Raw genomic sequence first — 25371 nt, forward strand, 5'->3', positions numbered from 1 at the left:
TAATTCATACCAGGTGATTTTTCGTATAAATCAAGTTAATTATTCATAAAAACCCTTTTATATCAACGGTTATGAGCAGAATATCTTAATATACTTGAAACTTTAAGTTTGGTAAAAGATCCATATATTAGGCGGCGACTTACTGTTAACGTTTCATTTCAACTGTTTCAAAAGCGTAACAAAAACAAGAAGAGCGATTACGCCCTTCTTGTTTACTTCAATTTGTTGACCTCACTTCTTTAAAGGGAAACCACACCACTTCTGCTTTTCTAACGACTTCTTCCAACTCAATTTTCCCAAGACCATTTCGGCTATCCATACTTCTCAAACGATTATCACCCATCACAAAAAGCTGACCTTCGGGTACTTCGATCGGACCAAAATCTTCGGTTAATCTCATTCCCATTGTTTCTGCATCAGCACGATTTCCGTCTAAGTAAGGTTCTTTAAGCTGTTTGTCGTTTACATAAAGGTTATCCTGACTCATTTCGATAATGTCTCCAGGTAATCCAATTACTCGTTTCACATAATGCTTCTCTGCATCTTCATCCTTAATAATAATAATGTCTCCTCTTGCTGGCTCTTCCTGCACATAGGAGATGAATTTGTTAACGAGCAGACGATCTCCATCATGTAGGGTTGGATCCATTGAAGCTCCTTCTACAATGTATGGAGCGATGATAAACATTTTAATCACAAATGCCAGGATAATAGCAAAAAGGAGAGGTGCCCCCCAATCTTTTAGCCAATTTGCTTCTATTTCTGTTTTCATTTCGCCCTCCAGCATTCAATCAAGATTCTATATTAAGTCTAGCATAATTTTCCTATAAAGTTCCATATGAATACCACTGTCTTTCAGCCTATTTTGAGCAAAAAGTTTTATCTTCCCTTCTTTTTGTGGAACACTTAATCAAGTTACATCCTTAAAGGAGGATTCTTATGAAAAATATAAAGGCTTTCGTATTTGATGCATATGGTACGTTGTTTGATGTTTATTCAGTATCTAAAAAGTGTGAAGAGCTGTTTCCTAGTAAAGGAGATCAAATCAGTCAAAGTTGGAGAAAAAAACAGCTTGAATATAGCTATCTCAGACAAATGATGGGAAACTACCGACCTTTTTCTGAGGTTACTCGAGATGCCCTTCGCTATGCTGTAGAAGAAGCAGAGACAGAATTAAGTCATGAGAATGAGGAAATTCTTCTCGAAGCTTATCAGCAACTAGATGTGTATGAAGAGGTTCCAAAGGTACTTCAAGAATTAAAAGCACAAGGTATGACGCTTGCTATTTTTTCAAATGGTTCACACGATATGCTCGATCCGCTCGTAAAGCAATCTCCTCTATCTGAACACCTGGATTACATTATAAGCGCAGATGACATTAAACAATTCAAACCATCACCTGCTGCTTATACTCATGCACTTGACTTCCTTGAGCTTAAGCGAGAAGAAGTTCTGTTCATGTCTTCAAATGGATGGGATATATCTGGTGCCAAGAACTTCGGTTTTCATACAGCCTGGATTAATCGTAACGAAAACCCTGTTGAAAAGCTAAACCTTCAACCAGATAGTATCTACCATGAGTTAAGTGGTATAACGAACTGGTCGTAGCACTTCATTCGAGATCATATGGATTTCTTCACGTTTCGCCCCTTGCCTTAAAATAAAAGAATTAAATATACTTCCGAAAACCTGAACGAAAGTTCAGGTTTTCGTATTGAAATTGTTATCCATGCTTGTATCAGAGATTACAAGAGCGTTCTTCAACACGAACAATACTTTAGACCCACAGCCAAATCACCCATTCACCAAAATAGGCCCATTGACCAGCACAATGCTTAGCCGTATAATCTACACATCAAAGCGTTCATTTACTAAAATTTGAGAGAAAGAAGCCAGGTGCTTGGACTATGATTAATGTAACTTATTCAATTCAGAAGGAAATCATTCGCTATCAGGAACAGCTACGATTATTTCGTATTTCACTTAAAAAACTGCCGGCTAGTACGCCGGCAGAGCATGCGACTCGAGACTTGTGTAGAGAAATAGCCTTTAAACTAGCTTCAACGGAAGATCTTGTAAGGAGTATTTTTAAGTCGAGAAAATTACCTTATCGCGAGCTTTCAAAGCAATTCTTTTATAAGATTAGCATCCTTAAGCGTAATAGCAAATACATCATAGCTCTCTTTTTATTGAAGCATGGCAATTATCAATTGCTTGATGATCACCTCACATGCATGCTATAGAATAGCACTCAAAGCTTGATGCAGGTGAGCATAAGTATTCACATTATTAAAATCAATTCCGAGCTGAACAGCTGTTTGCGCAATTTCAGGCCGAATACCCGTTAGAATCGATTCAATACCTGAGAGTTCAAGCATGTTGATGAGTTGAAAGATCTCATTTGCTACCATCGTATCCATAATTGGTACGCCTGATAAATCGATTACAAGATAGGACAGCTGTAGATCAGCACTACGTTCAATTCCTTTTCGCTGAATAAGAGATGCACGGTATGTGTCAATCGTTCCTATCAGGGGGAGTACGCCAATTTCTTTTGAAATCGGAATGATTGGCACGCTTAGTTCAGTAATCTTTGTTTGCTGAGCTGCAATCTGTTCTTCATTTAATTGATTGGTATAGACAGTCACCTTATGAAGAAGCAAATCAAACGACTTGTTCATGTAACTACCCCGCTCAGCTAATCGACTTGCTTCAATCAGCTGATCTTCTTGTGCACTAAACTCTACCATCACGTCCCAAAGAATTTGTCTGAGATAGGTTAAGCTTGCCACTGACTGCTGTAGAGAAAAGGTGTGATTCGAAAAAATCCCTACCATTCTTTCAGCCCACCCTAGAACATCCCTGCTATTTGATTCAAGAAAAATCATTTGTTTTACAAAATCCGAACAGAATAACTGAATTTCGTTTTTTAATTCCGGTAATTTAAGAACTGCCGTATCGGTTGCTTCTCTCTCATCAACCAAAAGTTGTAGGCGCTTCGTCCATTTGTCTCCGATCTCTTCTAGACGCTCATGAAAATATTCGACATACATTACTTCCACTTTTTCCATTGTTATGTCTCTCCTATTTACTCATTAATAGTTCATTGTTTCCCGAAAACACCATTTTGTACACATCTGACAACTCATTTAGAAAAACAGTGCGATTCGCATGTTTATTTACCCAATCAAAGCACAAAAAAATGGAGGCCCCACCGGCCTCCATCTTTTATTCTCTATTCGCTTTTGGGTTTCCTTCTAAACTTCATGAAGAATTCGTACACAACAGGCACAATAATTAGCGTAAGAAGAGTTGAACTTGTTAAACCACCAATAACAGTGACCCCAAGTCCTTTAGAGATGAGCGCTCCGCCTTCTAAACCGAATGCAAGTGGTGCTAATGCGCCAATTGTCGCAAGTGCAGTCATTAGAATCGGTCGAAGTCGCGTACCACCAGCTTCAAGTAGCGCTTCCCTTGTTGTATATCCTTCTTTTTCCTTATGAATCACGCGGTCAATCAGTACAATCGCATTTGTTACAACAATACCGATTAACATTAGCATTCCAATTAGGGAAGAAATACTAATTGTTTCTCCAGCAATCAATAGTCCGACTAGTCCACCAATCACGGTAAACGGAAGTGAGAACAAGATCGCAAGTGGTGCAAGACCACCTCCGAAGGTAATAACAAGAACCAGGTACACAATCGCAATAGCAGCAAGCATTGCTAAACCGAGCTGAGTAAAGGACTCATTAATATCCTGAGTTACTCCGCCGAGACTTACTTCTGAAGAGTCCGGTAAGTCCATGTTATCAATGGCTTCTTGCACATCTGCAGAAACTTGACCAACATTGTCATCAAGTACTTCCGCTGTCACGTTAGCATACACTTTGCCATCGCGACGAGTGATTGTGTTAGAAGACTCCCCTTCTTCAATCGTTGAAATCTCACTTAGAGGTACGTCCATACCAAGTGGTGACGTAATCGTTGTACCTTCTAAATCTTTTTGATCTTTATATGTCTTCTCACTCACTTCAAGAACGACATTTATTTCTTCTCCATCTTTTTCAATAGTTGTAAGAACTGGTGCTTCCCCTGTGTTTCGAAGCTCCATTCCTATTTGACCAGCTGATAGCCCTAGCTCACTTAGCTTTTCTTGATTTGCTACAATCGTAAACTGATCGTAGGATTCAGAAATACTAGAACTAATATTTGTTAGATCTTTTTCTTTCTCTAGAACGGCCGTTACATCTTCAACAACTGGACCAAGGTCATCCATTGTTTCTCCATTCACAACTAATGTGATCTGGTTACTTCCACCAGAAGCAGAGATGTCCTGATAGCCCCATTCACCTTTTTCAGTCATTTGTTTCAAATCTTCAAGAACGTTTTTGCGTTCTTCTTCAAATCCTTCTGCTTCTTCATCATAACTTACGAAGAAGAGAACCTGGTTACTTGCACCTGGATTCATTGGATTTTCTCCACCAACTGAGAACTGAATGGTATCAACATCTTCCTTATCAAGGAAATAATCTTCCGCTTCAAGAGCGAGATCATTGATATTCTCAGTCGTTTCACCAGGCTCTGGATTATAGGTCGCTACAATCATTTTCTCTTGATCGGAAGGTAAGAAGCTTACGCCAACGATCGGTGCGAGGAAAAGACTTCCTACTAATACAAGTAGACTTGCTCCAAATGTAATCAGCTTATGATTGAGTACCCAATTCAGCATCTTCTTATAACCGTTCGCAAGACGACTATTGCCTTCTTCTTTATGCGAAGGTTTTCCTTCTTTTTTCACAAGCCCTTTTTTAAAGAGAGAGTGAGCCATCGCTGGCACAATGGTAATCGCAACAAGCAATGATGCTAGTAGAGCGAATACCATCGTTAGTGCAAACGGTAAAAATAGTTCACCTACTGGCCCCTGTACTAGGCCAAGTGGTAGGAATACGGCAATCGTTACAATGGTAGAAGACATGATTGGAAGGAACATTTCCTTCGTAGCTTCTGTAATGAGTTCTTTCCCACGTAGCTTCTCACCTTCAATGGCCATACGTCGATAAATATTCTCTATGACAACAATGGAATCATCGACAACACGACCGATCGCAACCGTCATCGCACCAAGCGTCATAATGTTCAGTGTAATATCTAATTGATTTAAAACTAGCAATGCGATTAACAAACTCAGCGGTATTGAAATAACCGAGATTAAAGTTGAGCGAATGTTACGCAAGAACAATAGGATGATTAGTACTGCGAAAATCGCTCCAATAATCGCTTTATTCAACATTGTACTAACAGATTCTTCGATAGGTTCTCCTTGGTCGAATATCGTCACAATACTAATGTCGCTATTCGAATCCTCAAGTGATGCAATTTTATCTTTCACACCATTTACAACATCAACAGTGTTAGCATCTGCGCTCTTTGTAACTTGGATACCAATCGATTCTTGACCGTTCGTACGTGAAATTGATTCCGCTTCCCCAACTAATTCAATGTCTGCAATGTCCTGAAGCTGAACGGTTGGAACTTTCGGTTGTGCTTGAGCTTCGCTAGCTCCTTCAGCAGAAGCGGACGGGGCTTGTGCACCATCAGTTGATGAAGGTGCTTGAGTAGCTGAGCCTGCTTGAGCTCCCTGACCCTCCTGTGATGGAATGACTGGAATTTCAAGTTCTTTTAAATCTTCTAATGACGATACATTACCGTCTACAACAACAGCTTTTTGATTATCGTCAAAGTTATATAGCCCAAGAGGAATGTTAACAGCAGAACCTTTAATGAGATTCTTAACAGTCTCTTCGTCTAAACCGTACTCTTCCATTTTCTCATCTTTAAATGAGAAGGATACTTCTTCGACTTCCTGCCCAGCAATCGATACAGATGAAACACCTTCCACGCCTTCAACTGCTGGAAGTACATCATCTTCTACACGCTGGGTTAATTCTGTAAGTGAACGATCTTTCTCTGAAACGCTTAGAGACATGACTGGAAAAGCATTAAAACTTAATCGTGACACGTCTGGGTCTTGCGTTTCTTCAGGTAATGAAAGTGACTGAATGGTTTCCCTTACTTCATCTTCAGCTTCATCCATGTTTTTACTGAAATTATATTCAATTTGTACATTCGAAGCATTTTCAAATGAAGATGAACTAACGACCTTCACTCCTGGGAGACTTTCCACTTTGTTTTCAATTGGTTCTGATACTTTATCAGACACTTCTTCTGGTGTTGCACCAGGATACACTGTCGTCACGGACACGAGCGGGGTATTAATATTTGGAATGGTCTCCATCTTCATATTAAACCCTGAGTATAATCCGGCAGCGGTTATGATAATCGTTAATAACCAAACTGCAAACTTATTATTTAATGAAAATTGAATCAGCTTTCTCAAGCAGCTTCCACTCCTTTTTTCTACTTCTGCTATGACTGACCGGTCATTACACAATAACTATACTTAATTAAACGTTATAATTCAAGTTATTTTGTTTACAAACCACTGTAAAATATACGTAAAAAATGAGATTAGGAAAAAAAACTTGAACATGATATAATAGATGTGACCAATTGGTCATCAAAACCCGGTCAGTAAAATTACTGGCGAACAGAGGTGTAAGATGAATGAAAAAAAGAAAGTAATCCTTGAAACGGCGATGCAGCTTTTTGCCAAAAAAGGATTCCATTCCACGTCTATACAGGAAATCGCTAATGAAAGTGGAATTTCTAAAGGAGCTGTCTATCTCCATTTCCAATCTAAAGATGATGTGCTTTATTCCATTTTCGCTTATTATTATGAGAAACTAAAAAAGAAAATATCAGAAGCGAAATTAGATTCCTTCACCCCTGAAGAACGGCTTGAGAAGCTTCTTTACGTCCAGGCACAAGAAATTTTGCATCATAAAGAGTTTATTATTATGCAATTCAGGGAACAAGCTATTTCGATGAACAAAGAAATAGACGATTTAATTCTTAAGATAAGAATGGAGTCCCTTGAAACGTTAGCGAGTAGCATTCAAGACTTATATGGCGATCGGATTACTCCGATTCTCCCGGACTGTGTTTTGCTCCTAGATGGTATGTACTCCTCCTATATTAAGCTAATTGTCTTACAGAATGCTGACTTAGACCTGGAGTATCTTCCACGCTTTATATTAAGTCGCTTGAATGACATGGTAAGCGGTATGTTAGAAAATAACACTGCCCCCTTCCTCTCATTGGATCATGCCTCTGCAATCTTCCAGAACATGAGTCATTCAGATGGGTGCGAGCGAAAATCCCCTTCTCATATATTGAATGAAATGGCTACGTTGATTAATCGAATGAACATTCAAGAAAACCAGCGTAAAGAGCTGCTTGAAACCATTCAATTTCTGAAGAAGGAAGTAAGTGATCCAAACCCGCGTCGCTTTATCTTTAAAGGAATGCTACATCAGTTTGAAGGATTCTCCGAACTTGACTTATATAAGACTGCACTTATTGACGCACTGGAACTCGATCAGTAATCCAAAATTAGTGGAGGTGGAAGATTGTGAAAGAGCCGCTCCTAACAAAAGAAGAGTTAAGACGTATTGTCCGCGAACTTCAATTAAAAGGAATTAACGCCCAGCTTTGCTATCGAAAAGCATAAGTCCTCTCCTCCGAAAACGATCTAACCTTAGATCGTTTTTTTATGTTTCTTTAAGATTTTATAAACCGAATATGAAAAAAGAAAGATTCTCCGTTAGGTGATTACGAGTGTGGCTGTACTCCCCATTCCCAAAAGCATGACTTGATGTACATACCGATTCTCCTAGACAAAACTCTAAGTTTGCTCATATGACTCTTCTCTCTTATTCACGTATCGTCTGATTTACCGGCGGAATAAAAGGAAGGTGCACCTGATTACAGGAGAAAATTTCATTGGAAGATAGCGTATTTGAAGATTTGGTTGAACAATACATGCCACTCATCAAAAGTCAGATTAAAAAGCTTCATCTTACAAACCATTATATGAGATATGAACAGGTAGGCATGATCGCCCTATGGGAATGTGCTGAAAGCTATCAACATGGAAAAGGAAGTTTTTCATCTTACGCCTACATGAAAGTCCGTGGAAAGCTAATTGATGAATGTCGCCAAGAAATACGATTGTCTAAACAGCTCGCTCTTCACTCAGATTGGAGTGAATATGAAGAAAGGCTACCAATTCATCAACAAACTCTATTAACTGAACTAGACTTAAGTAATCTTACAGAAAAGCAGAGTAAATGGGTGAACATGGTCGTTTTGGGCGGGGAATCCCTTAAGACATTAGCTGGGGTTGAAGGAGTGAGCATTGAAGCAGTAAAATCCTGGAGAAAAAGTGCATTATCAAAGTTACGAAAACAGCTTTTATCGATTTGAAAGTTTTATAAATGCTCCGATCACTTTTATCGTATATTTTTAGTCAAAAAAAAGAAAACACTCCTGGGAGTGTTTTCTACTTTTATTAGCGGTTGTATTTCTTTTTGAACTTTTCAACACGACCACCAGCATCGTTAAAGCGTTGCTGACCAGTGTAGAATGGGTGAGATTCAGAACTAATATCAACTTTGATTAGTGGATATTCGCTACCGTCTTCCCACTCAATCGTTTCGTTAGATCCCATAGTAGAACCAGTTAGAAACTTAAAACCAGTACTAACGTCTAAAAATACAACTTGCTGGTATTTTGGATGGATTCCTTCCTTCATTGCTAGACCTCCTTTATCAATCAAATCATCATTTACGTTAAATGAATGTTATAGAAATAAACAGAGGTTTGGGGCCACATAATAATGGGCACCAAAACCCGTCCTTTCTAGTATATAATTTTTGAGCCATTTGTTCAAACATTGTATGAAATTTTTTTAAGAAAATTAAAGAACATTATGTAGGTCATACAAGCCATATAGTACAAAAGACTTAATTTAACAGAAAATAATGAATTTTATAAGAACATTTGAACGATTTTAAGTAAAAAGGATTGACGATTTAGCATCTAATTTGTCATGATTGGTGTATAAACTGAATCTCGAGGAGGATGTTGAAATGAACGATGCAGTTCGTGAGGAGATTATACTAATTCAACAAATTCGTGATTGTATTCGTGAGTTCCAAAACGATTATCCACCAGTCGTTAAGGAAGCCATTTTTCACTCGATCCAAAGGTTAACTTCTAAGTTGGTTGACGGAGGCCAAACGTTGATACGAAGTTAGTAGATCATCCAACTCCTGACTACACTGTAAAGTTTCTTTATGTGAAATTCCTTTAGATGTACCAATCTCAATCATTTCCTCTTGCTTACGCTTTATCCAGTGAAGCAATTCTTCTTTTGCGTCCTGTTTAACATATAACAAGGTTCGTCACCCCTCCTATCGGTTTAAGTACAAGCTCTATTATCCAAATTATTTTATGACTTGTGAAGGCTTTCGCCAAAACTAGACAAAATGACTCTATTTCTTTATTAAAATGTTCTTTACACTATTCGAACAAATTCTTAATATAAGACCATTCATTCATAAAAATAACAGCTTCTAAATAGAAGCTGTTACGAACTAACCTTTGTAGTTAACCGTTGTAATTTATCTCTCGTTATAGAAAGATAGTAGTAGTACAATTCTGTTTGGGAGCACTCGTATAATTGCTTGTGCTTCACTTTATATATTCCACGATCTAGAAGAAGCACGATAAGCTCTTCTTTTGATCGGAACGACCTTTCTTTTTCCATAACATCCTCCATTGTGCTATTCAACTTCCGAAATACCATCTTCATAGTAATCAAGCGTTAGCTTTCCATCAGAGTGAAGCTGCGCAAGAAAAACATCTTCTACTACCACCTGTTTGTCTATTAGGTAGCTTCTCAGCCACTCTTCGCTCTTCCCTACTTCAATGAGCATTCCTTTAATGATTTCTCCATCCATAATTACGGTTTTAGGCTCTTTCTCTTCGGGAAGATGAAGCCACAGTTCTGATGGTCTGACCACCCGATAATCTCGCTTTAGTAAAACGCTGAGCTCTCCATCCGCTTCAAATAGTGCAAACTCTACCTCGTTTACAGAAAAGACGCTTTTTTTGCGGAGCATTTCTAGCAGTTCATCAATTGTAAAACGCTCTTTCTTTAAGTTGTCCTCAAGGATCTTGCCATCTTTTATAAAAATTCGTGCTTTTCCTTCCACGAAATCTCTTACTTTTTTATTTTTCATCGATAAATAGCTGAGTAACACAGAAACAAGCGTCCATATTAACAGACTCGTTATACCGTGAATAACGCTTACCTCGATGTCCATTGATAAACTACCGGCAATGTCACCAATAATGATGCCAACAATATATTCAAAATAGGAAAGTTTAGATAATTGCTTTTTCCCTAGAAGCTTTGTGATGAAAAATAGTCCGATAAGAATAAACAAAGATCTTAGTATAACTTCAAACCAGTCCACCATACTCATGTTCCCCTTTGATTACGCTTAAAAACCACTTTTTATTTGCACGTTCTACCATTTTGCCCATTTCCTAAACATTTATCCTTTATTAATACTGAAAGGACGATTGATGAATGCTTTCATTAATCATGTTCATTAACCTTTGCAGTGATCATTTCCATTTTTAAAGAATCACGGAGGTTGTCTATACACAATTCAATGGGTACGGTAAGATGAGAAAAGCAAACGAACTTCTGACGAACCAGAAAGGAAGATACGATGCTCCAACAAGCACGAGAACAACTTAAACATCATTTTGGGTATGATCAATTTCGAGGTGGACAGGAACAGATCATTTCAAGTGTTCTATCTAACTATAATACGCTTGGCATTATGCCTACTGGTGGAGGTAAATCAATTTGTTACCAAATTCCTGCTCTTCTATCCGATGGATTAACGATCGTCATTTCACCGCTAATTTCACTAATGAAAGATCAGGTTGATGCGCTTGCCGGATACGGTATAGAAGCTGCCTATATTAATAGCTCACTTACAGAGACTGAAATTAGAGACCGTATGGCTGAAGCTGAAAGCGGAGAAATAAAGTTACTGTACGTCGCTCCAGAACGCTTAGAAGCACCAACGTTTCAGCGATTGCTTAAGCGGACTAAGATTTCGCTAATTGCCGTCGATGAGGCCCACTGTATTTCCCAGTGGGGGCATGATTTCAGACCTAGTTATATGAAGATTAGCCAGATGCTTCATCACTTTGAAGTGCAGCCTCCCGTCGTTGCTTTAACCGCCACGGCAACACCTGAAGTTATTCAGGATATTCAGCGAATCTTAAACATAACCCCAGAGCAAACCTTTATCTCCGGATTTGCCAGGGAAAACTTGCACTTCTCTGTTATTAAAGGAGAGAAGAAAAAATCATTTATCGATAAATACCTTAGCCAAAACGCTTCTGAATCCGGTATTATCTATACCGCCACTAGAAAGGAAGCAGATCAGCTTTACGCTTCCTTACACAAACAGGGCATCAAAGTTGGCAAGTACCACGCTGGTATGACAGAAAAGCAGCGCAAAACAGCGCAAGAGGAATTTCTATTCGATAACATTTCCGTTATGGTCGCAACTAATGCTTTTGGGATGGGGATTGATAAATCGAATGTTCGGTTTGTGATTCATCATAACCTTCCAAAGAACATGGAATCTTACTACCAGGAAGCAGGGCGAGCTGGGCGTGATGGAGAAGAAAGTGATTGCTTTGTTCTCTTTTCTCCTGGTGATATTCATGTGCAGAAGTTTCTCATTGATCAGAACCAACATGAACCTGAACGTAAATCCGCTGACCTCGCCAAATTAAAAGCGATGGTTGATTATTGTCATACTGAAAAATGCCTCCAAGGAACCATTCTTCACTATTTTGGAGATGAGCGGCCAGGCTATCAATGTGGTAAATGTAGCAATTGTGTTGATGACAGAGAAGCGGTTGACATTACCCGTGAAGCCCAAATGATTTTTTCAACGATTAAACGAGTCAATGAACGATTTGGGAAAACAATCATTGCACAGGTTCTGAAAGGATCAAAATCAAAACGCTTGAACGAACTTCGACTCGACAGCGTTTCAACTTTTGGTTTATTAAAACATCTCACTCAGCAGGATATTGTGGATATGATTGATTTTCTAACAGCCGAACAATATATTCTTTTAACTGATAGTAAGTACCCCACCCTCGTTCTACAGGAGAAAACATTACCTGTGTTAAAAGGCCAGGAAAACATTTATAAGAAAGTAGCTCGTAAACCAGTAGCGATCGAAGAGGATGATCAGCTCTTTACTCAGCTGCGGACGCTACGAAAGCAAATTGCCGACCGTGACAACGTGCCACCATACGTAGTGTTTGCCGATAGTACCTTGCGAGAAATGAGCGCCAAAATCCCTTCCACACGCGAAGAAATGCTTGAGATCAAGGGCGTCGGGGATATGAAGTTTGATAAATATGGCGAAGTCTTTCTAGAGCTACTCTCATCGGCAAAATCAGCGAAACCTACGTCTTCAGAGGATGCGAGTCATAAAGCCTCATTAAAATTATTTGATGAAGGTAAAGACATTCCAAACATCTCAGCAGCGCGTTCGTTAAGTCCAACCACCGTCGAGAGTCATCTACTAAAGGCAATGGAAGAAGGTTTACTTGAAGATACAAGCCGTCTCATCGATCAGGAAACAGAGCATCAGATTCTTGAGAAAGCGGCAGATGTAGGGTTTGATAAACTAAAGCCAATTAAAGAAGCACTACCCGAATCGTTTACTTACTTTCAAATTAAAGTCGCTTTAACAAAACATCGTCAAACTTCGAATAGTTAACGTAAAAAAAGAGGATGAGTCTGCTCATCCTCTTTTTTACTATTCATAACGAAGGGAATCAATTGGGTCTAATCTTGAGGCTTTGTTCGCTGGTAATAAACCAAATACAATCCCAATAAACATGGAAAAGACGACGGCTCCTAAAACGACCTGCCATGAGATTAACGATGGCCAGTCTGCAAAAAAGGAGACAAGATAAGCTGTACCAGATCCTAGCAATATACCAATGATTCCTCCAATTAAAGTTAAAATAATGGATTCGACGAGGAACTGAAGCAAGATTTGTTGCCTTGTCGCTCCTAAAGACTTTCTAATTCCAATCTCACGCGTTCGCTCCGTTACAGAAACGAGCATAATGTTCATTACACCTATTCCACCTACGAGAAGCGAAATTCCAGCAATACTTCCAATTATGGTTGTCATAATGGTCGTTACCTGCCCAATTCCTTGCGCAATTTCTTCCATATTAATAACTTGATAAGAATCATCTGTATCGTGTAGCTGATTTAATAATAACGTTGCACGGTCTCCAATCGGTTGAATATCATCAGCGTTCTCGACTTGAAGCGTCACCTGACTGTAGTTACTCGTTCCAAGCATATTTCGCATCGCCGTCCAAGGAATGTACGTTTCGACTGAACCGAACGCAAAAAGCCCTGTTGGTTTCTCAAGCACCCCAATCACTTCAACAGGCTGAACACCAATTCGAATGATTTCTCCGATTGGTGATTTACCTTCGAATAATTCTTCCTGCATCGCTGCACTTACAACGGCTACTCTTCGACCACCGAGAAAATCAGCACTTGTAAAAGAACGACCTTCTTCTACTTTTAGTTGGTTCACATCTAAATAAGCTTCATTGATACCTGTAATTGAAGTTTCGGCTTCTTCTTCTCGAAGTCGAGCGGTAGAAAATTCAGAGGAAGAGGCCACAACATTCGAGACCTTTTCCACTCCCTCTAACTGGCGGATATCCTCCTGTGTAAAAGGATTATCTTCCCATTTCCCCTGCTGCATTTCTTCTTCAGAAGGCTGGTAAAATATTTCAATCGTATTTCCATCACCGGCTATTTGAGACTTAAGCATCGCCTCTCCGCCCTGCCCAATAGCAACAACGACAATCACGGCAGCAACTCCGATGATAATGCCAAGCATCGTTAAGATGGAACGCATCTTATGGGCTTTGACTGACGTCAAAGCCATTTTGATATTTTCCCAAAGACTCACGTTGTATGCCCCCTGTTCGCAAGAGGATTCTGCCCTAGCAAACCGTCCCGCACGTAGATCACACGGTTTGCATACTCGGCTACTTCTGGTTCATGTGTGACGACAACAATCGTCGTTCCTTCTTTATTAAGCTGAACGAACAAATCCATGATCGCAACGCTAGTAGTCGTATCAAGGGCTCCTGTAGGTTCATCAGCAAGAATAAGAGACGGATCATTCACAAGTGCTCTTGCAATAGCGACACGCTGTTTCTGGCCGCCTGAGAGTTCATTTGGAAGGTGTTCTACTCGGTCCTGTAGTCCCACCTTCGTCAAAGCATCTCTAGCGCGCTCTTCTCGTTCTTTTTTCGAAGCACCAGCATAAACCATAGGAAGTTCCACATTTTTGAGCGCTGTTAGTCTTGGTAATAATTGAAACTGTTGAAACACGAAACCAATGGATTGATTTCGAACTTTCGCTAGCTCCTGATCTTTATGTTTCGACACATCTTCTTCATTTAAGAAGTAAGATCCAGTTGTTGGGCGATCAAGGCAACCAATTATATTCATTAAGGTTGATTTACCTGATCCAGACGGACCCATAATGGCAACAAATTCACCACTATTAATTTCCAAACTAATTCCTCTAAGAACATTGACCGATTCCTTACCAAGGGTATAGCTTTTTGTAATCTCATCAAGTTGGATCATTTTACGGTCACTTCCATATTGTCTTTAAGCTTATCCGGCGGATTGATGATAACTTGTTCTTCCGTAGAGATCCCTTTCGTCACTTCAATCCGCTTCGTTGTAGAAGAACCTGTTTCAATTTCGCGTTTCACAGCTTTGCCCTTCTCCACAATAAAGACAAATGATTCTTCCCCATCTTGCTGAACCGCTTCAAATGGAAGTGTTAATGCTTCATGCGATTCCGTTTCAATTTCAAGAATCATCTGGAACCCTGGCTTTAAATTCAACTCTTCTGGCTTCTTTAATGTAACCGTAACCGGATATTGAACAGCAGAAGCGTTTGATTCAGCTCCCGATGCTTCTGGTAAATAACCTACATCCATTACTTCCGCTTCCCATTTTTCGTCAGGTAGCACATCTGTTGTAATGGTAACTTTTTGACCTGATTCAATGTTCAACGTATCGTATTCAGAAAGCGTTCCTTCGACGATAAGGTTTTCCATGCTTCCAATTCGCAAAAGAGGCTTTTCCATTTGAGTCGACTGCGGTACGTTTGCATCATTGGCTTCTAACACAACACCGCTAATGTCACTTGTTACTTCAAGTTCGCTTATTTTCTGCTTCAAACGATCTTGCTGCAATAATGCCTGACGTAAGTCAAGATTCGCCATCCGCTTATCCATTTCCACTTGATCAAGCTCTGCTTCCATCGTTTCTGCTGCTTCTTCTCCAGCTTCATCAGCTAAGTCGCTTTTTTTCTCGTTTAAACGCTTTTCTTGTTTATCAAGTGAATTGATTCGTAGATATAGCGACTCGATGTTAATATCGTTCTGCTCTTTCTCCATTTCTAAATCCTGATTCTCGTATGTAAGTACTGAATCTCCCTTTTTTACGGAGTCTCCTTCTTTAACAAGAACCTCCTTCACTTCACCCTTAGCAGGATCCTGATAAAGGGTGCTTTCATCAGCCATCGCTAACGTTCCAGGAGTCATAACTGTGGAATTTATTTCTTCCTTTATAGCCTTTTCAACTTCAACAGTAGCCGTGCTATCCGCATAAGTCCGATAAATGTTCACACCTACTACAATAACAATGACTAAAACAACAGCGATTGCAATCCAAATCTTCTTTTTCATTGCTTATATTCCTGACATATTATTCGTTACACCATTGATTACGGCGCCGCCAATTGTAAAAACAAAAAGGATAATAGCGATTGTCCATACGAGTCCTTTGGGCCATTTAGCAGTAATGCGAAGACCTAGAGCCGTCAGTATAATCGTCCAGATTCCAAAGATCTCAATACCATTCAGAAATCCACCTAGAAATCCATCTCCACTTACTAAACTACCAAGACTTGTGTAGAGCTTATCAACTGTGCCTCCGACAATAGCAATAATAAGTCCATTAAGAACAGCACCTATTGCTCCAATAAACCCAATATACGTATTCATCGAGAAGAATTGTTTGAACGTAGCTTCTGAGCTTGTTGCTTTATTAATCAACCAAAGAATAAAGCTACCAACGAGGATGGATAATACCGGACCAACGCCAACCGACACGATTGTAATGATTTTAGTAAATAAAATAAGACCGTCAACATTTTCTCCCTGTAAATCCCCTGTAGCGAACTGCTCTTCGAATCCTGGCCCAAGTATCATCAACCACCCGCCGATCAGTGATAATACCGTAACAACGAGTAAGGGCAACCATACTTTAGGAGCTTGTCGGATATGGCTTAACTGTTCTCCAGGACTCCAAATCATTCCAAGTAGTGATGGCTTTGCTACATTTCCTTTTTCTTCATAATCTTCGTTCATTATGTACACAACCTTTCAAAATAATGTCATCTCTTTCTACGACTCTAATAGAAAAAGGTTCCATTATTTTTGAAAAATAGTTATTTTTTCTAAAAGTCGTCACGTTAAACACACAAAAAAAGCTGATTATTTCATTTTGAAATAATCAGCCTCCAGCTATACTAATAGCCGCTCTCTTTATGAACAAAGTTCACCTAAGAGTTACATGCCCTAATGGCTCTACAACGCACAACGTTACGTCTAGCTATAGTGCAAACGCAGCTTCATGATGTAATCGACATCACCAAATTCGAGAGATTCTAAGATCTCTTCTTCTGAGAATCCAGTAGCGGTCGCGATCGTCCTAATGTACGGTTTCTTCTCAAACTTTAAGCATCGTTCCCTGGCTTTCTGTGTCTGGTAAAGGACTTGCGAATAGCGATTGTTAAAGATCATTCGCTTCACTGATTTCTCCTTTCACACCCATTATGCAAGCTCGCAACGCTATGGTTGAGTGCCATGGGCATGTAACCTTCTATACCCCGGGATCAAAGAAAAGAAACAGATTTTGTGCACTGATCAGCGCCAAGAGTTCTCTCCCTCGTCGTCTTCAAAAATGGCTTCGTGGTTTCGCATGCTACCATACAAATAAAATAATAGGAAGAAAACAAATAGGAAGCTAGCTTTTTTCATTCAGGATTACCTCATAGACACAAAACGACTGTGCCTCTTTCTATCCTTTTATTTTAACGAAATAAGAAAACAAAATGATGAAAAATCGATGTGAATTCTATATGAAAAAGACGCTCAGCTAAGAGCGTCTTCTTCTTGATGAAGCATTGACTTGATCATATAGTGATAGCGATCGATGATTTGTTTCTTTGTAAGAGGAAGAATACGGACAAAGTCTTCCACGACTTCCTTATCAGAACGGAGCCACGCATGATAAGAACGTTTGACGTATCGTTCTGCATCCTCAAAGTGTTCGAAGTCGTTCTTTTCAACCTCGCCGCGGCACATGATTTCCCACTGATCATTTCGACTAGGACGAATGTAGATGATTTTCCCTTCATGATTCTCATAGAAAGAGCCACTTTCACTGTTTCGCTCATTGAGCTTATTCCGTTCAGGATCTTTACGAAGTGGCTTAAGAGCGAATGATGGCGCTACAAAAATACAAAACGTGTCTTCATTCATTTCACAACCTGAAGCTTTAGGGTGGCCTCCGCCTCCATAACGTGAAGCAAATTCAGAGACATCTGCTTCATCATGAATCGTTCGAAAACCAAGTCGTCGGCTTCCATCATTGATGATCGTAATGAAATCAAGATGTGGATTTCGCTTATTTAACTCATTACCAAGTTCTGAATGATACGATTCAGCATGAACAAGACCGATACAGTACTCATCCACTTCCATTTGAACGAGCTGACGATTTTTCTGATGAATGTAACGCTCGATTTTCCGCTCCTCTAGATCAAGAATCATTTCTTCTGATTCATTGAAAGCAAAGGAATTGGGATCTCGCGTTAAACGCCTCAGCATCTCGGATTTAAATGTTTCTCTTCCCATAATAGAAAATAGATCATTCAATCGTTTCGCATCGACCTCATTATCCTCTTCCCATTCCCAAGTATCGTACTTTCGTACAAGCTCAAGAAACTGTTCTAACGATTCCATGCGCTCAATTTTCTCTTTCTCCAACAGAAACTGATAAAAAAGTGTTGCGGCACACGTTTTTTTATCTTCACCTGGATCAACAAAACCCCATTCGTAATCGTTAAAATGCATCGCTGTAGCATGATGATCGATCATTTGGACATGACTTCCTTTTTGATAACGCTCCTCCAAATGTTTTTCAACATGCTCATTCACAGATAAATCAGTAATGAACACCGGATCTCCGCTGTTTTGTAGAAGAAATGATTCTACCCTGTCATCTAAATTACGATATGTACAATGTGTGATCTCAGCTTCATTCTCAAATGCCAACTCGGCAATAAGAGCACAGGCCGTTCCATCAAGATCACTATCCGTAAACAATTTAATCATGAGCAACTCCTCCTATTCGATGTTAGTATGTACGCCATTTCAAAATTCATGAATATACGAATCATTGAAAAAAGCGAGCGAATGCCCGCTTCCTTCCTACAATTTTTCAATTATACAGGTCTTTCGCAATCCCTGTCCAATATAAAAGAACAAAATCCATTTACACGTGAATGAGTCATTTATCGAAGGATTAACACTATTATCTAATATTGCTATAATAGCATCCCCGTTCTTAGCTAGTTTTAGCGTTTAGGATTCATTTGTTTTAACTTGATACTTTTCTCGCAAGCGAAACTTTTGAATTTTGCCGCTAGCATTTCGCGGAAGTTCTTCTAAGAATAAATATTTCCGAGGGCGCTTATAGTCAGCAAGGTTTGGACTTTCTTTACAATAACGATCGAGTTCTGCCTCTGTTAACCCTTCCGCTTTCTTCACAATAATAGCGGTGACGATCTCTCCCCACTTCTCATCTGGCTGCCCTAGTACCGCCACATCTAAAACTCCTTCATGACCATGGAGAACATCTTCCACCTCTCTCGGATAGACGTTTTCCCCACCGGAAATAATCATATCATCCACCCGATCCGAAACGTAAAGGTAGCTATCTTCATCCATATAGCCGAGATCTCCTGAATGATACCACCCTTTATACATCGCTTCATTCGATGCATCAGGGCGATTAAAATATCCCATCATCATACATGGTCCTTTTACAATAATTTCACCTACTTCTCCAGGGGGAAGCACGTCATCAGGTTCTGAAGGACCTCGTTCATTTGGACGAACAACCCTTACTTCATGGTTTAAGGCTGCTCTTCCTGCAGAACCTACTTTTGTTAACTGTTCGTGCTCATCAAGAAATGTTACAGCTGGGCCCATTTCAGTCATCCCGTAAGCTTGAATTAAATGAATACCAAGCTTTTCTTTTACCGAAACGACAAGGGAAGGCGCCATTGGGGCAGCACCATAAAGCCCTACCCTTAAACTACTTCGATCATATTTACCGTAATCTTCTTGAAGAATCATATTCCACATCGTTGGAGCCGCAAAGAAAACTGAAATTTTCTCGTTTTGAATGACTTCAAGTACTTTCTTCGGTTCGAAGTGATGAACAATAACATTTGCTGCACCAAAATGTACTCTCGGTAAAAAGTTACAGTGCAATTCTGCACAGTGGAACATTGGCGCTGCCACAAGTCCCCGGTCGGCTTGTGTAAGCTTTAAAGAGGCTCCACATAAGATGCTTTGCTCTAACATATTACGATGGCGATGCATGACACCTTTAGGTCTACCAGTCGTTCCACTCGTATACATAATCGCATACGTATCGTTCTCATCTACTTCAGCTACTGGCTCTTGATCATGCGAAAGACGAACATGTTTCTCGTAGCTCTCGGCGTATGAGGGTTCATGATCATCGATTGACCAGAAAGAAACATTCGGATACTGAGACTGTATCTCTGAAACAATTGGTTCGAGAGCACGTTCAAATAGGAATATTGATGGCTTCGCATCTTCAATAATGTAAGCGATCTCATTAGATTTCAATCTAAAATTAATTGGATTAATGACAGCTCCTATTTTCGCACTAGCAAAATAAAGCGTAGCTAATTCCACAGTGTTAAATAAAAAGGTCGATACCCGATCTCCCTTTTTAACTCCTGCATCTAGTAAAGCATTAGCGAGGCGATTCACTTCACTATTCCATTCCTTATAAGTCCATCTTATATTTCGATCTACATCAACTAGCGCTTCTTTCTTACCATACTTTTTTACCGTTTGAAGGAATAAAGAACCGATGGTTATATACATTTAGAAACCTCCGCATCTTTCTTCTCTTATATTTGGTTTGCGTATGTATAGTTCCATTTTCACAGAGATAATTCCTTCTTTTTCGTCTGAATACTTAATTAATTTAGGCGTGTTTACTGAATAAACAATCATACTTTTAAGTATAGGAAAGCACAAAAAAATACCGGAATGTCCGGTATTTAAATGCGATCACTTATATCATCCTGCTTCCATTTATTCATCATAGGAACCGAATGTCGACTTATCATCGCAACAAGTTTCTCAGGGTTTTCTTCTGTAAGCAACGGCTCCATATATTGCTTATGAAGAAAGCCTTCCTCTACCATGTGCTCAAGCATGAGATAAAAGCGTTCATAATAGCCTTTTGTATTCAGGAGTCCAATCGGTTTATTATGATATTCAAGCTGATACCAGGTGAATATCTCCGTTAATTCTTCAAGGGTTCCAATTCCACCAGGTAACGCTATGAAAGCATCTCCTAACTCATACATCTTGGCTTTACGTTCATGCATTGTATCGACTATAACTAAGTTCGATAGCTCTATGTGAGTCACATTATCATATATTTTACGAGGAATGATCCCTGTCACTTTGCCTCCAGCTTTTAAAACCGATCTTGCTAGCGCCCCCATTAGCCCGACATTTCCCCCACCGTAAACCACTTCAATATCCTTCTCTGCAAGCTCCTTGCCAAGCTGCTCAACGGCTTCAAAATAGTGGTTATCAACATTCTCACTAGATCCACAAAAAACAGTCATCCGTTTCAGTTCATTCAATTTTAGACCCTCCCCCCATCATTTCAATTAGACAAATAAGAATTTAGTTATAAGCTTTTCTTCATATTAATATTAGTTGTTTTAAATCCTAATCGCTCATAAAGGCGAATTGCTTTTGTATTATGACCAAAAACATGAAGCGAAAGTCCTTCAATGTCTTTTTCCATTAACAATACTTCCAGTGCCTTTATGGCTTCAGTTCCAAAGCCTCTACCTTGTTTATCTTCATTTACTGCAAACTCATAGATAAATGCTTCCTTTGCTTCGTTATCCTCCTTTACCCATAAGATTCCTACCTTTTCCTCTATAGCTGCATTTACAATGGTATACAGGAAATGATCTTCGGTATGTCTTCCTTTAGGCAATAATCGTTCAAATTCCTGCTTAGACTTTTCATACGCTTCTTCTTCTTTCCAGTTTCCTGCCGAAGCTTTTTCTGCTGCATAACTATCAATCGAAACTTCAAGAAATTGTTTATAATCATAATCATTCATTGGTTGTAATACTATCAAACACCGACATCTCCTTTCTATCTCTTTTTATCTTACTATTAAATATGTTTGAAAAATAGTGTAAATTCGACCATAAAAAAACACCGATATCCATCGGCATTTTTTATGTCTCCATGTTCTATTGTGCCTTAGCTTCTGCAAGATCATTTAGAACCTTGCCTATTTTATCATGAATAACAAGGTCAGCTGCGCTGTCATACCCTGTTTCCTCCTGATTAACAATAACTAACTTAGCACCGTTACGTTTCGCTTCCATCGGGAATACGTTTGCGGGTGATACTTCTAGTGAAGATCCTAGAACGATAAATAGATCAGCCTTCTTCGCTTCCACTTTCGCTTGATGAATCGCGTTCATTGGAAGTGGTTCACCAAATAATACAATGCCAGGTCTGTTAAATCCCCCGCAGTGGCAGACAAAATCATCATTCATGTATCTTTCACTTGAAGCTTTTTCTCCACATTCATCACAATAAATCGATCGCAATGAGCCATGCATTTCCGCAACGTTTTGACTACCGGCCAACTGATGAAACCCATCAACGTTTTGAGTCAGAATACAGCCAAGCTTTCCGCTTCGTTCCCAATCAGCAAGATGATAGTAACCTCTATGAGGAGAAGCTTCGTTTAGCTTTTGTATTCGTTGCTTATAGAATCGAACAAATAAATCTCGTTCGTATTTCATCGCATCTCTGCTTGCAAATTGAAGCGGGTCTACCTCATTCCACATTCCATCGAGTGCAGATCGAAAGTCAGGCAAACCGCTTTCTGTACTCATCCCTGCCCCTGTTAAAACAACAGTATGTTTGGATTTATTAAATAGTTCCGTAAGCATAGAATCACCAGCTTTCATTTATCCAATAGTTAACCATTCACATATTTTCCGCTTTCTAAACCACTTGTCCCGTTTTTTGTTATCTAATCGTAAGGTCGTTTTATCTTTTTTTACAATTTAATATGAATGAGTGGGGTTATCAACCTTGATAAAAACTGCCCTTCACATAATGTGAGGGCAGTTTCACTTAAGACATATTCACTAAATCGGCTAGTGCTCGCTTTAATGTTGAGTATGTGTTGGCCTGACCAAAATTTGTTTCTAGCTTTACGACTGATAAGGCTATTTCTGGTTTGATTCCACTAATTCTCGCTTCCACTCCAACAAGCTTAAGAGCTTCAATAATTTGAAAGAGCTGTTGAATGACAAATGTATCAACGATGGGAACCCCTGAGAGATCGATCACAAAATAATTAAGATTGAGATTCACGGATTGATGAAGAGATTCCTCCATGATTAACTTCGCCCGGTATGTATCAATCGTTCCAATCAAAGGTAGAACGGCAACGCCATCCATAATAGGCACGACTGGTGCTGACAATTCAAGAATCTCTTTACGAGACTGCTCAAGTAAATTTGTTTGATAGTCAACATAAGGAATACTAAAGTAATAAACGACCAAATTCATTGTATAATCTAGCTTTGAGATCATTTCATAAAGCTCTTCAATGCCCATGCCTTGCTCAATCGCATATTCCTTCAATACTTCACCTATAAAATTGCGATAATGAGGCACCTCACTTAACATCGCATCAAGCGTTGTTCCAATTCTTGCACACTCTTCCCCAGTCTCAATACCCCACTCTTTAATCTTCTGCTTACTCTCTAAGTCTTCAAGCGCTAACGCTTTAGCATAGACGGTGACCAATTCAATACGCATTGGGAGCAGTTCATTAGATAGAGTCTCCATCTGATCTGGGAATTTTTTATTTTGCTCAACTGTAATTAAATGGGCAATTTCCTCTTTACGATCGAGGATTTTTTCACTTGCGGATTGCAACCTTACCGTCATCTTTCATCCCCACTTATCCATAATATCCTATATGCTAAATCATTTTATAACGGCGGAGGGTAAAAGTAAAGATTGAGCGACCGACACCTAAGTTATTGAATGAGGAAAGTTGATTTTTGAATTCTTTACCGTTTATGTTAATCAATTCAATGAGTCAAATTAGTATATGCAAAAAAAGAAAAAAGACGATAAGGAAGTCCTTATCGTCTCAAATCTTTATTTTGTAGCAGGTGCAGTTGAATCTGTAGGTTCAGAACCTGCTTTCTTTTCTTTTCGTTTTTCTTTTTTAGGCTTTGGATCTTTCGCCACTAAATATTTCTCTTTCTTTAAAGCTTTATAGAAGGACACGGTCATTAATATCATAATAATGGAGAACGGTAATGCTGCGAGAATCAATACATTCTGCAACGCCTGTAATCCACCAGTGTATAGAAGTACCGCAGCCATAGCTGATTGTGTAACCCCCCACGTTAGCTTCACGCTTGTACCAGGATTTAAGGAACCGTAAGTTGTTTGCATTCCAAGAACAAACGTTGCGGAGTCAGCTGAAGTAATAAAGAATGTACCGATTAGGGTTATCGCTATGATTGATAAAATAAGCCCTAGAGGGTAATTTTGGAACATACCGAAGAGAGATTCCTCTGTTGCTAGAGACGCAATATCAGCAATTCCCTGCTGTTGAATGTTGATACCCGAAATCCCAAATGTTGAGAACCATAGGAAGCCAACAATCGAAGGAACAAGAAGTACAGTTACGAGAAATTCTCGGATCGTTCTTCCTCTTGATACGCGGGCTATAAAGATCCCTACGAATGGTGACCATGAAATCCACCAGGCCCAATAGAAAATTGTCCAGTTATTAATCCATTCACGGTTCTCTGGATTTAATGGCGCAATACGGAAGCTCATTGCCATTAAATTGGTTAGATAAGAACCGATTGTATCTGTAAACATATTCAGAATATAAACAGTAGGTCCTAGAATGAACATCGCTAGGAAAAGAACTCCTGCTAATCCTATATTCGCATTACTTAAGTATTTGATTCCTTTTCCGATCCCTGACCAGGCTGAAATCATGAATAGTACCGTAACGACGCCGATAATAATCAGCTGTGTACTAAAGCTATTTGGTACATCTGTTAGGAACGATAAACCACCGTTAATTTGAACGGCACCAAATCCTAATGTTGTCGCAACACCAACGATTGTTGCAAAAACCGCTAGCGTATCAATAACTTTACCAAAAAGACCATTCACGCGCTCACCAAAAATTGGATATAAAGTCGCACTAATTAAGCCGGGACGATCATGTCTAAATTTAAAGTATGCAAGAACTAACGCCACAATGGCATAAATTGCCCAGGCATGAATACCCCAGTGGAAAAACGAATACTGCAAAGCTTCCTTAATGGCAGCGGGTGAACCAGTTTCTGCCGTAGGCGCATTAACAGCGAAATGGGACATCGGTTCCGCTGTACCCCAGAAAACCAGTCCAATACCCATACCAGCACTAAATAGCATGGCAAACCAGCTTAACCTTGTAAATTCAGGCTTCTCGTCGGGCTTTCCTAGCTTAATTTTCCCGTACGGTGTGAAAATAATAAACACACAAAAAATAACTAACAGTGTTACAAGAATTAGATAATACCACCCAAACTTATTCGAAATAAATGTTTGGGCACTCGCCGTCAACGACTGTAATGTGTCTGGAGAGATAGCTCCCCAAGCAACCATTAATAAACTTATAATGAGCGTGCTCCAAAACACGGAGGATACTTTTCCTCTCATACACTTCACCTCTACTTAAAATAATTTTCTTTTCCTATAGCTTAAGAATTAGTACCTTTTTACCTATATCTACATATACCACTATAAAAAATGTCG

General features: G+C 39.4%; 25 protein-coding genes. 6 read left to right on the forward strand and 19 right to left on the reverse strand.

All coding sequences use genetic code 11. The features are described 5' to 3' along the window. Positions 1–217: 217 nt before the first annotated feature. On the reverse strand, positions 218–772 hold the full coding sequence (gene lepB / locus ACIFPW_RS04320) for a signal peptidase I (protein ID WP_430242276.1): 555 nt from the start codon (positions 770–772) through the stop codon (positions 218–220). A gap of 167 nt (positions 773–939) precedes the next feature. On the opposite strand from lepB, the gene ACIFPW_RS04325 reads away from it, so the two are divergent. After that, on the forward strand, positions 940–1608 hold the full coding sequence (locus ACIFPW_RS04325; protein WP_430242278.1) for a haloacid dehalogenase type II: 669 nt from the start codon (positions 940–942) through the stop codon (positions 1606–1608). A gap of 299 nt (positions 1609–1907) precedes the next feature. Next, positions 1908–2243 (forward strand): hypothetical protein, encoded by a 336-nt coding sequence (locus ACIFPW_RS04330; RefSeq protein ID WP_430242280.1) that lies wholly within the window; start codon positions 1908–1910, stop codon positions 2241–2243. Here ACIFPW_RS04330 and ACIFPW_RS04335 read toward each other — a convergent pair. Beyond that, entirely contained in the window at positions 2238–3071 is an 834-nt protein-coding gene (locus ACIFPW_RS04335; protein WP_430242282.1) for an STAS domain-containing protein, read from the reverse strand. The genes ACIFPW_RS04330 and ACIFPW_RS04335 overlap by 6 nt on opposite strands. 164 nt (positions 3072–3235) lie before the next feature. After that, entirely contained in the window at positions 3236–6400 is a 3165-nt protein-coding gene (locus ACIFPW_RS04340) for an efflux RND transporter permease subunit (RefSeq protein WP_430242283.1), read from the reverse strand. A 223-nt stretch (positions 6401–6623) separates the two neighbouring features. Between ACIFPW_RS04340 and ACIFPW_RS04345 the strand changes: the two genes are divergently transcribed. Together ACIFPW_RS04345 and ACIFPW_RS04350 are read left to right on the forward strand one after the other, a co-directional pair. Next, on the forward strand, positions 6624–7508 hold the full coding sequence (locus ACIFPW_RS04345; protein ID WP_194221049.1) for a TetR/AcrR family transcriptional regulator: 885 nt from the start codon (positions 6624–6626) through the stop codon (positions 7506–7508). 397 nt (positions 7509–7905) lie between these two features. Next, positions 7906–8388 carry a sigma-70 family RNA polymerase sigma factor gene (locus ACIFPW_RS04350; protein WP_430242284.1) on the forward strand — a complete coding sequence of 161 codons (483 nt, stop codon included), beginning with the start codon at positions 7906–7908 and terminating at the stop codon, positions 8386–8388. Between the two features lie 85 nt (positions 8389–8473). On the opposite strand, the gene ACIFPW_RS04355 is transcribed toward ACIFPW_RS04350, so the two are convergent. After that, entirely contained in the window at positions 8474–8716 is a 243-nt protein-coding gene (locus ACIFPW_RS04355) for a type B 50S ribosomal protein L31 (protein ID WP_048310190.1), read from the reverse strand. A gap of 337 nt (positions 8717–9053) precedes the next feature. On the opposite strand from ACIFPW_RS04355, the gene ACIFPW_RS04360 reads away from it, so the two are divergent. Next, positions 9054–9221, forward strand: coding sequence for a hypothetical protein (locus ACIFPW_RS04360; RefSeq protein ID WP_194222344.1), 168 nt, complete (start codon positions 9054–9056; stop codon positions 9219–9221). Here ACIFPW_RS04360 and ACIFPW_RS04365 read toward each other — a convergent pair. From ACIFPW_RS04365 to ACIFPW_RS04375, 3 genes are all read right to left on the reverse strand, one after another. Then, entirely contained in the window at positions 9174–9296 is a 123-nt protein-coding gene (locus ACIFPW_RS04365; RefSeq protein WP_430242421.1) for a Spo0E family sporulation regulatory protein-aspartic acid phosphatase, read from the reverse strand. The two genes, ACIFPW_RS04360 and ACIFPW_RS04365, sit on opposite strands and share 48 nt — an antisense overlap. Positions 9297–9553: 257 nt before the next feature. Beyond that, on the reverse strand, positions 9554–9733 hold the full coding sequence (fbpA, locus tag ACIFPW_RS04370; RefSeq protein WP_194221047.1) for a Fur-regulated basic protein FbpA: 180 nt from the start codon (positions 9731–9733) through the stop codon (positions 9554–9556). Between the two features lie 16 nt (positions 9734–9749). After that, entirely contained in the window at positions 9750–10448 is a 699-nt protein-coding gene (locus ACIFPW_RS04375; protein WP_430242287.1) for a DUF421 domain-containing protein, read from the reverse strand. 258 nt (positions 10449–10706) lie between these two features. On the opposite strand from ACIFPW_RS04375, the gene recQ reads away from it, so the two are divergent. Continuing rightward, complete coding sequence (gene recQ / locus ACIFPW_RS04380; RefSeq protein WP_430242289.1) at positions 10707–12797, forward strand: DNA helicase RecQ; 2091 nt, start codon at positions 10707–10709, stop codon at positions 12795–12797. 39 nt (positions 12798–12836) lie between these two features. Here the strand turns inward: recQ and ACIFPW_RS04385 are convergent, their stop codons facing one another. The 12 genes from ACIFPW_RS04385 to ACIFPW_RS04440 form a co-directional block, all read right to left on the reverse strand. Next, positions 12837–14024, reverse strand: a complete 1188-nt coding sequence (locus ACIFPW_RS04385) for an ABC transporter permease (protein WP_430242292.1) — start codon at positions 14022–14024, stop codon at positions 12837–12839. After that, complete coding sequence (locus ACIFPW_RS04390; protein WP_430242295.1) at positions 14021–14713, reverse strand: ABC transporter ATP-binding protein; 693 nt, start codon at positions 14711–14713, stop codon at positions 14021–14023. Before ACIFPW_RS04390 ends, ACIFPW_RS04385 begins: the two co-directional genes overlap by 4 nt. Continuing rightward, positions 14710–15828 carry an efflux RND transporter periplasmic adaptor subunit gene (locus tag ACIFPW_RS04395; RefSeq protein ID WP_430242297.1) on the reverse strand — a complete coding sequence of 373 codons (1119 nt, stop codon included), beginning with the start codon at positions 15826–15828 and terminating at the stop codon, positions 14710–14712. The genes ACIFPW_RS04390 and ACIFPW_RS04395 overlap by 4 nt, the downstream gene beginning before the upstream one ends. Positions 15829–15831: 3 nt before the next feature. Then, positions 15832–16512, reverse strand: coding sequence for a Yip1 family protein (locus ACIFPW_RS04400; protein WP_430242298.1), 681 nt, complete (start codon positions 16510–16512; stop codon positions 15832–15834). Positions 16513–16752: 240 nt separating this feature from the next. Continuing rightward, positions 16753–16956, reverse strand: coding sequence for a hypothetical protein (locus ACIFPW_RS04405; RefSeq protein WP_430242300.1), 204 nt, complete (start codon positions 16954–16956; stop codon positions 16753–16755). Between the two features lie 342 nt (positions 16957–17298). Then, a complete protein-coding gene (locus ACIFPW_RS04410; protein WP_430242302.1) occupies positions 17299–18543 on the reverse strand; it encodes a DHH family phosphoesterase in 1245 nt (414 codons plus the stop codon). A gap of 249 nt (positions 18544–18792) precedes the next feature. Further along, positions 18793–20355: a fatty acid--CoA ligase gene (locus tag ACIFPW_RS04415; protein ID WP_430242304.1), complete on the reverse strand. Its 1563-nt coding sequence runs from the start codon at positions 20353–20355 to the stop codon at positions 18793–18795. A 179-nt stretch (positions 20356–20534) separates the two neighbouring features. Beyond that, complete coding sequence (locus ACIFPW_RS04420) at positions 20535–21131, reverse strand: TIGR00730 family Rossman fold protein (RefSeq protein ID WP_430242306.1); 597 nt, start codon at positions 21129–21131, stop codon at positions 20535–20537. A gap of 47 nt (positions 21132–21178) precedes the next feature. Then, positions 21179–21643 (reverse strand): GNAT family N-acetyltransferase, encoded by a 465-nt coding sequence (locus tag ACIFPW_RS04425; protein ID WP_430242308.1) that lies wholly within the window; start codon positions 21641–21643, stop codon positions 21179–21181. A gap of 118 nt (positions 21644–21761) precedes the next feature. Then, positions 21762–22475 (reverse strand): NAD-dependent deacylase, encoded by a 714-nt coding sequence (locus tag ACIFPW_RS04430; RefSeq protein ID WP_427391676.1) that lies wholly within the window; start codon positions 22473–22475, stop codon positions 21762–21764. A gap of 187 nt (positions 22476–22662) precedes the next feature. Next, positions 22663–23487, reverse strand: a complete 825-nt coding sequence (locus ACIFPW_RS04435) for an STAS domain-containing protein (protein ID WP_430242310.1) — start codon at positions 23485–23487, stop codon at positions 22663–22665. Positions 23488–23703: 216 nt separating this feature from the next. After that, positions 23704–25275: a glycine betaine uptake BCCT transporter gene (locus tag ACIFPW_RS04440; RefSeq protein WP_430242312.1), complete on the reverse strand. Its 1572-nt coding sequence runs from the start codon at positions 25273–25275 to the stop codon at positions 23704–23706. Positions 25276–25371 lie beyond the last annotated feature (96 nt).

This window comes from Pseudalkalibacillus sp. NRS-1564 (assembly GCF_050467905.1).
Classification (GTDB): Bacteria; Bacillota; Bacilli; order Bacillales; family Guptibacillaceae; genus Guptibacillus; species Guptibacillus hwajinpoensis_B.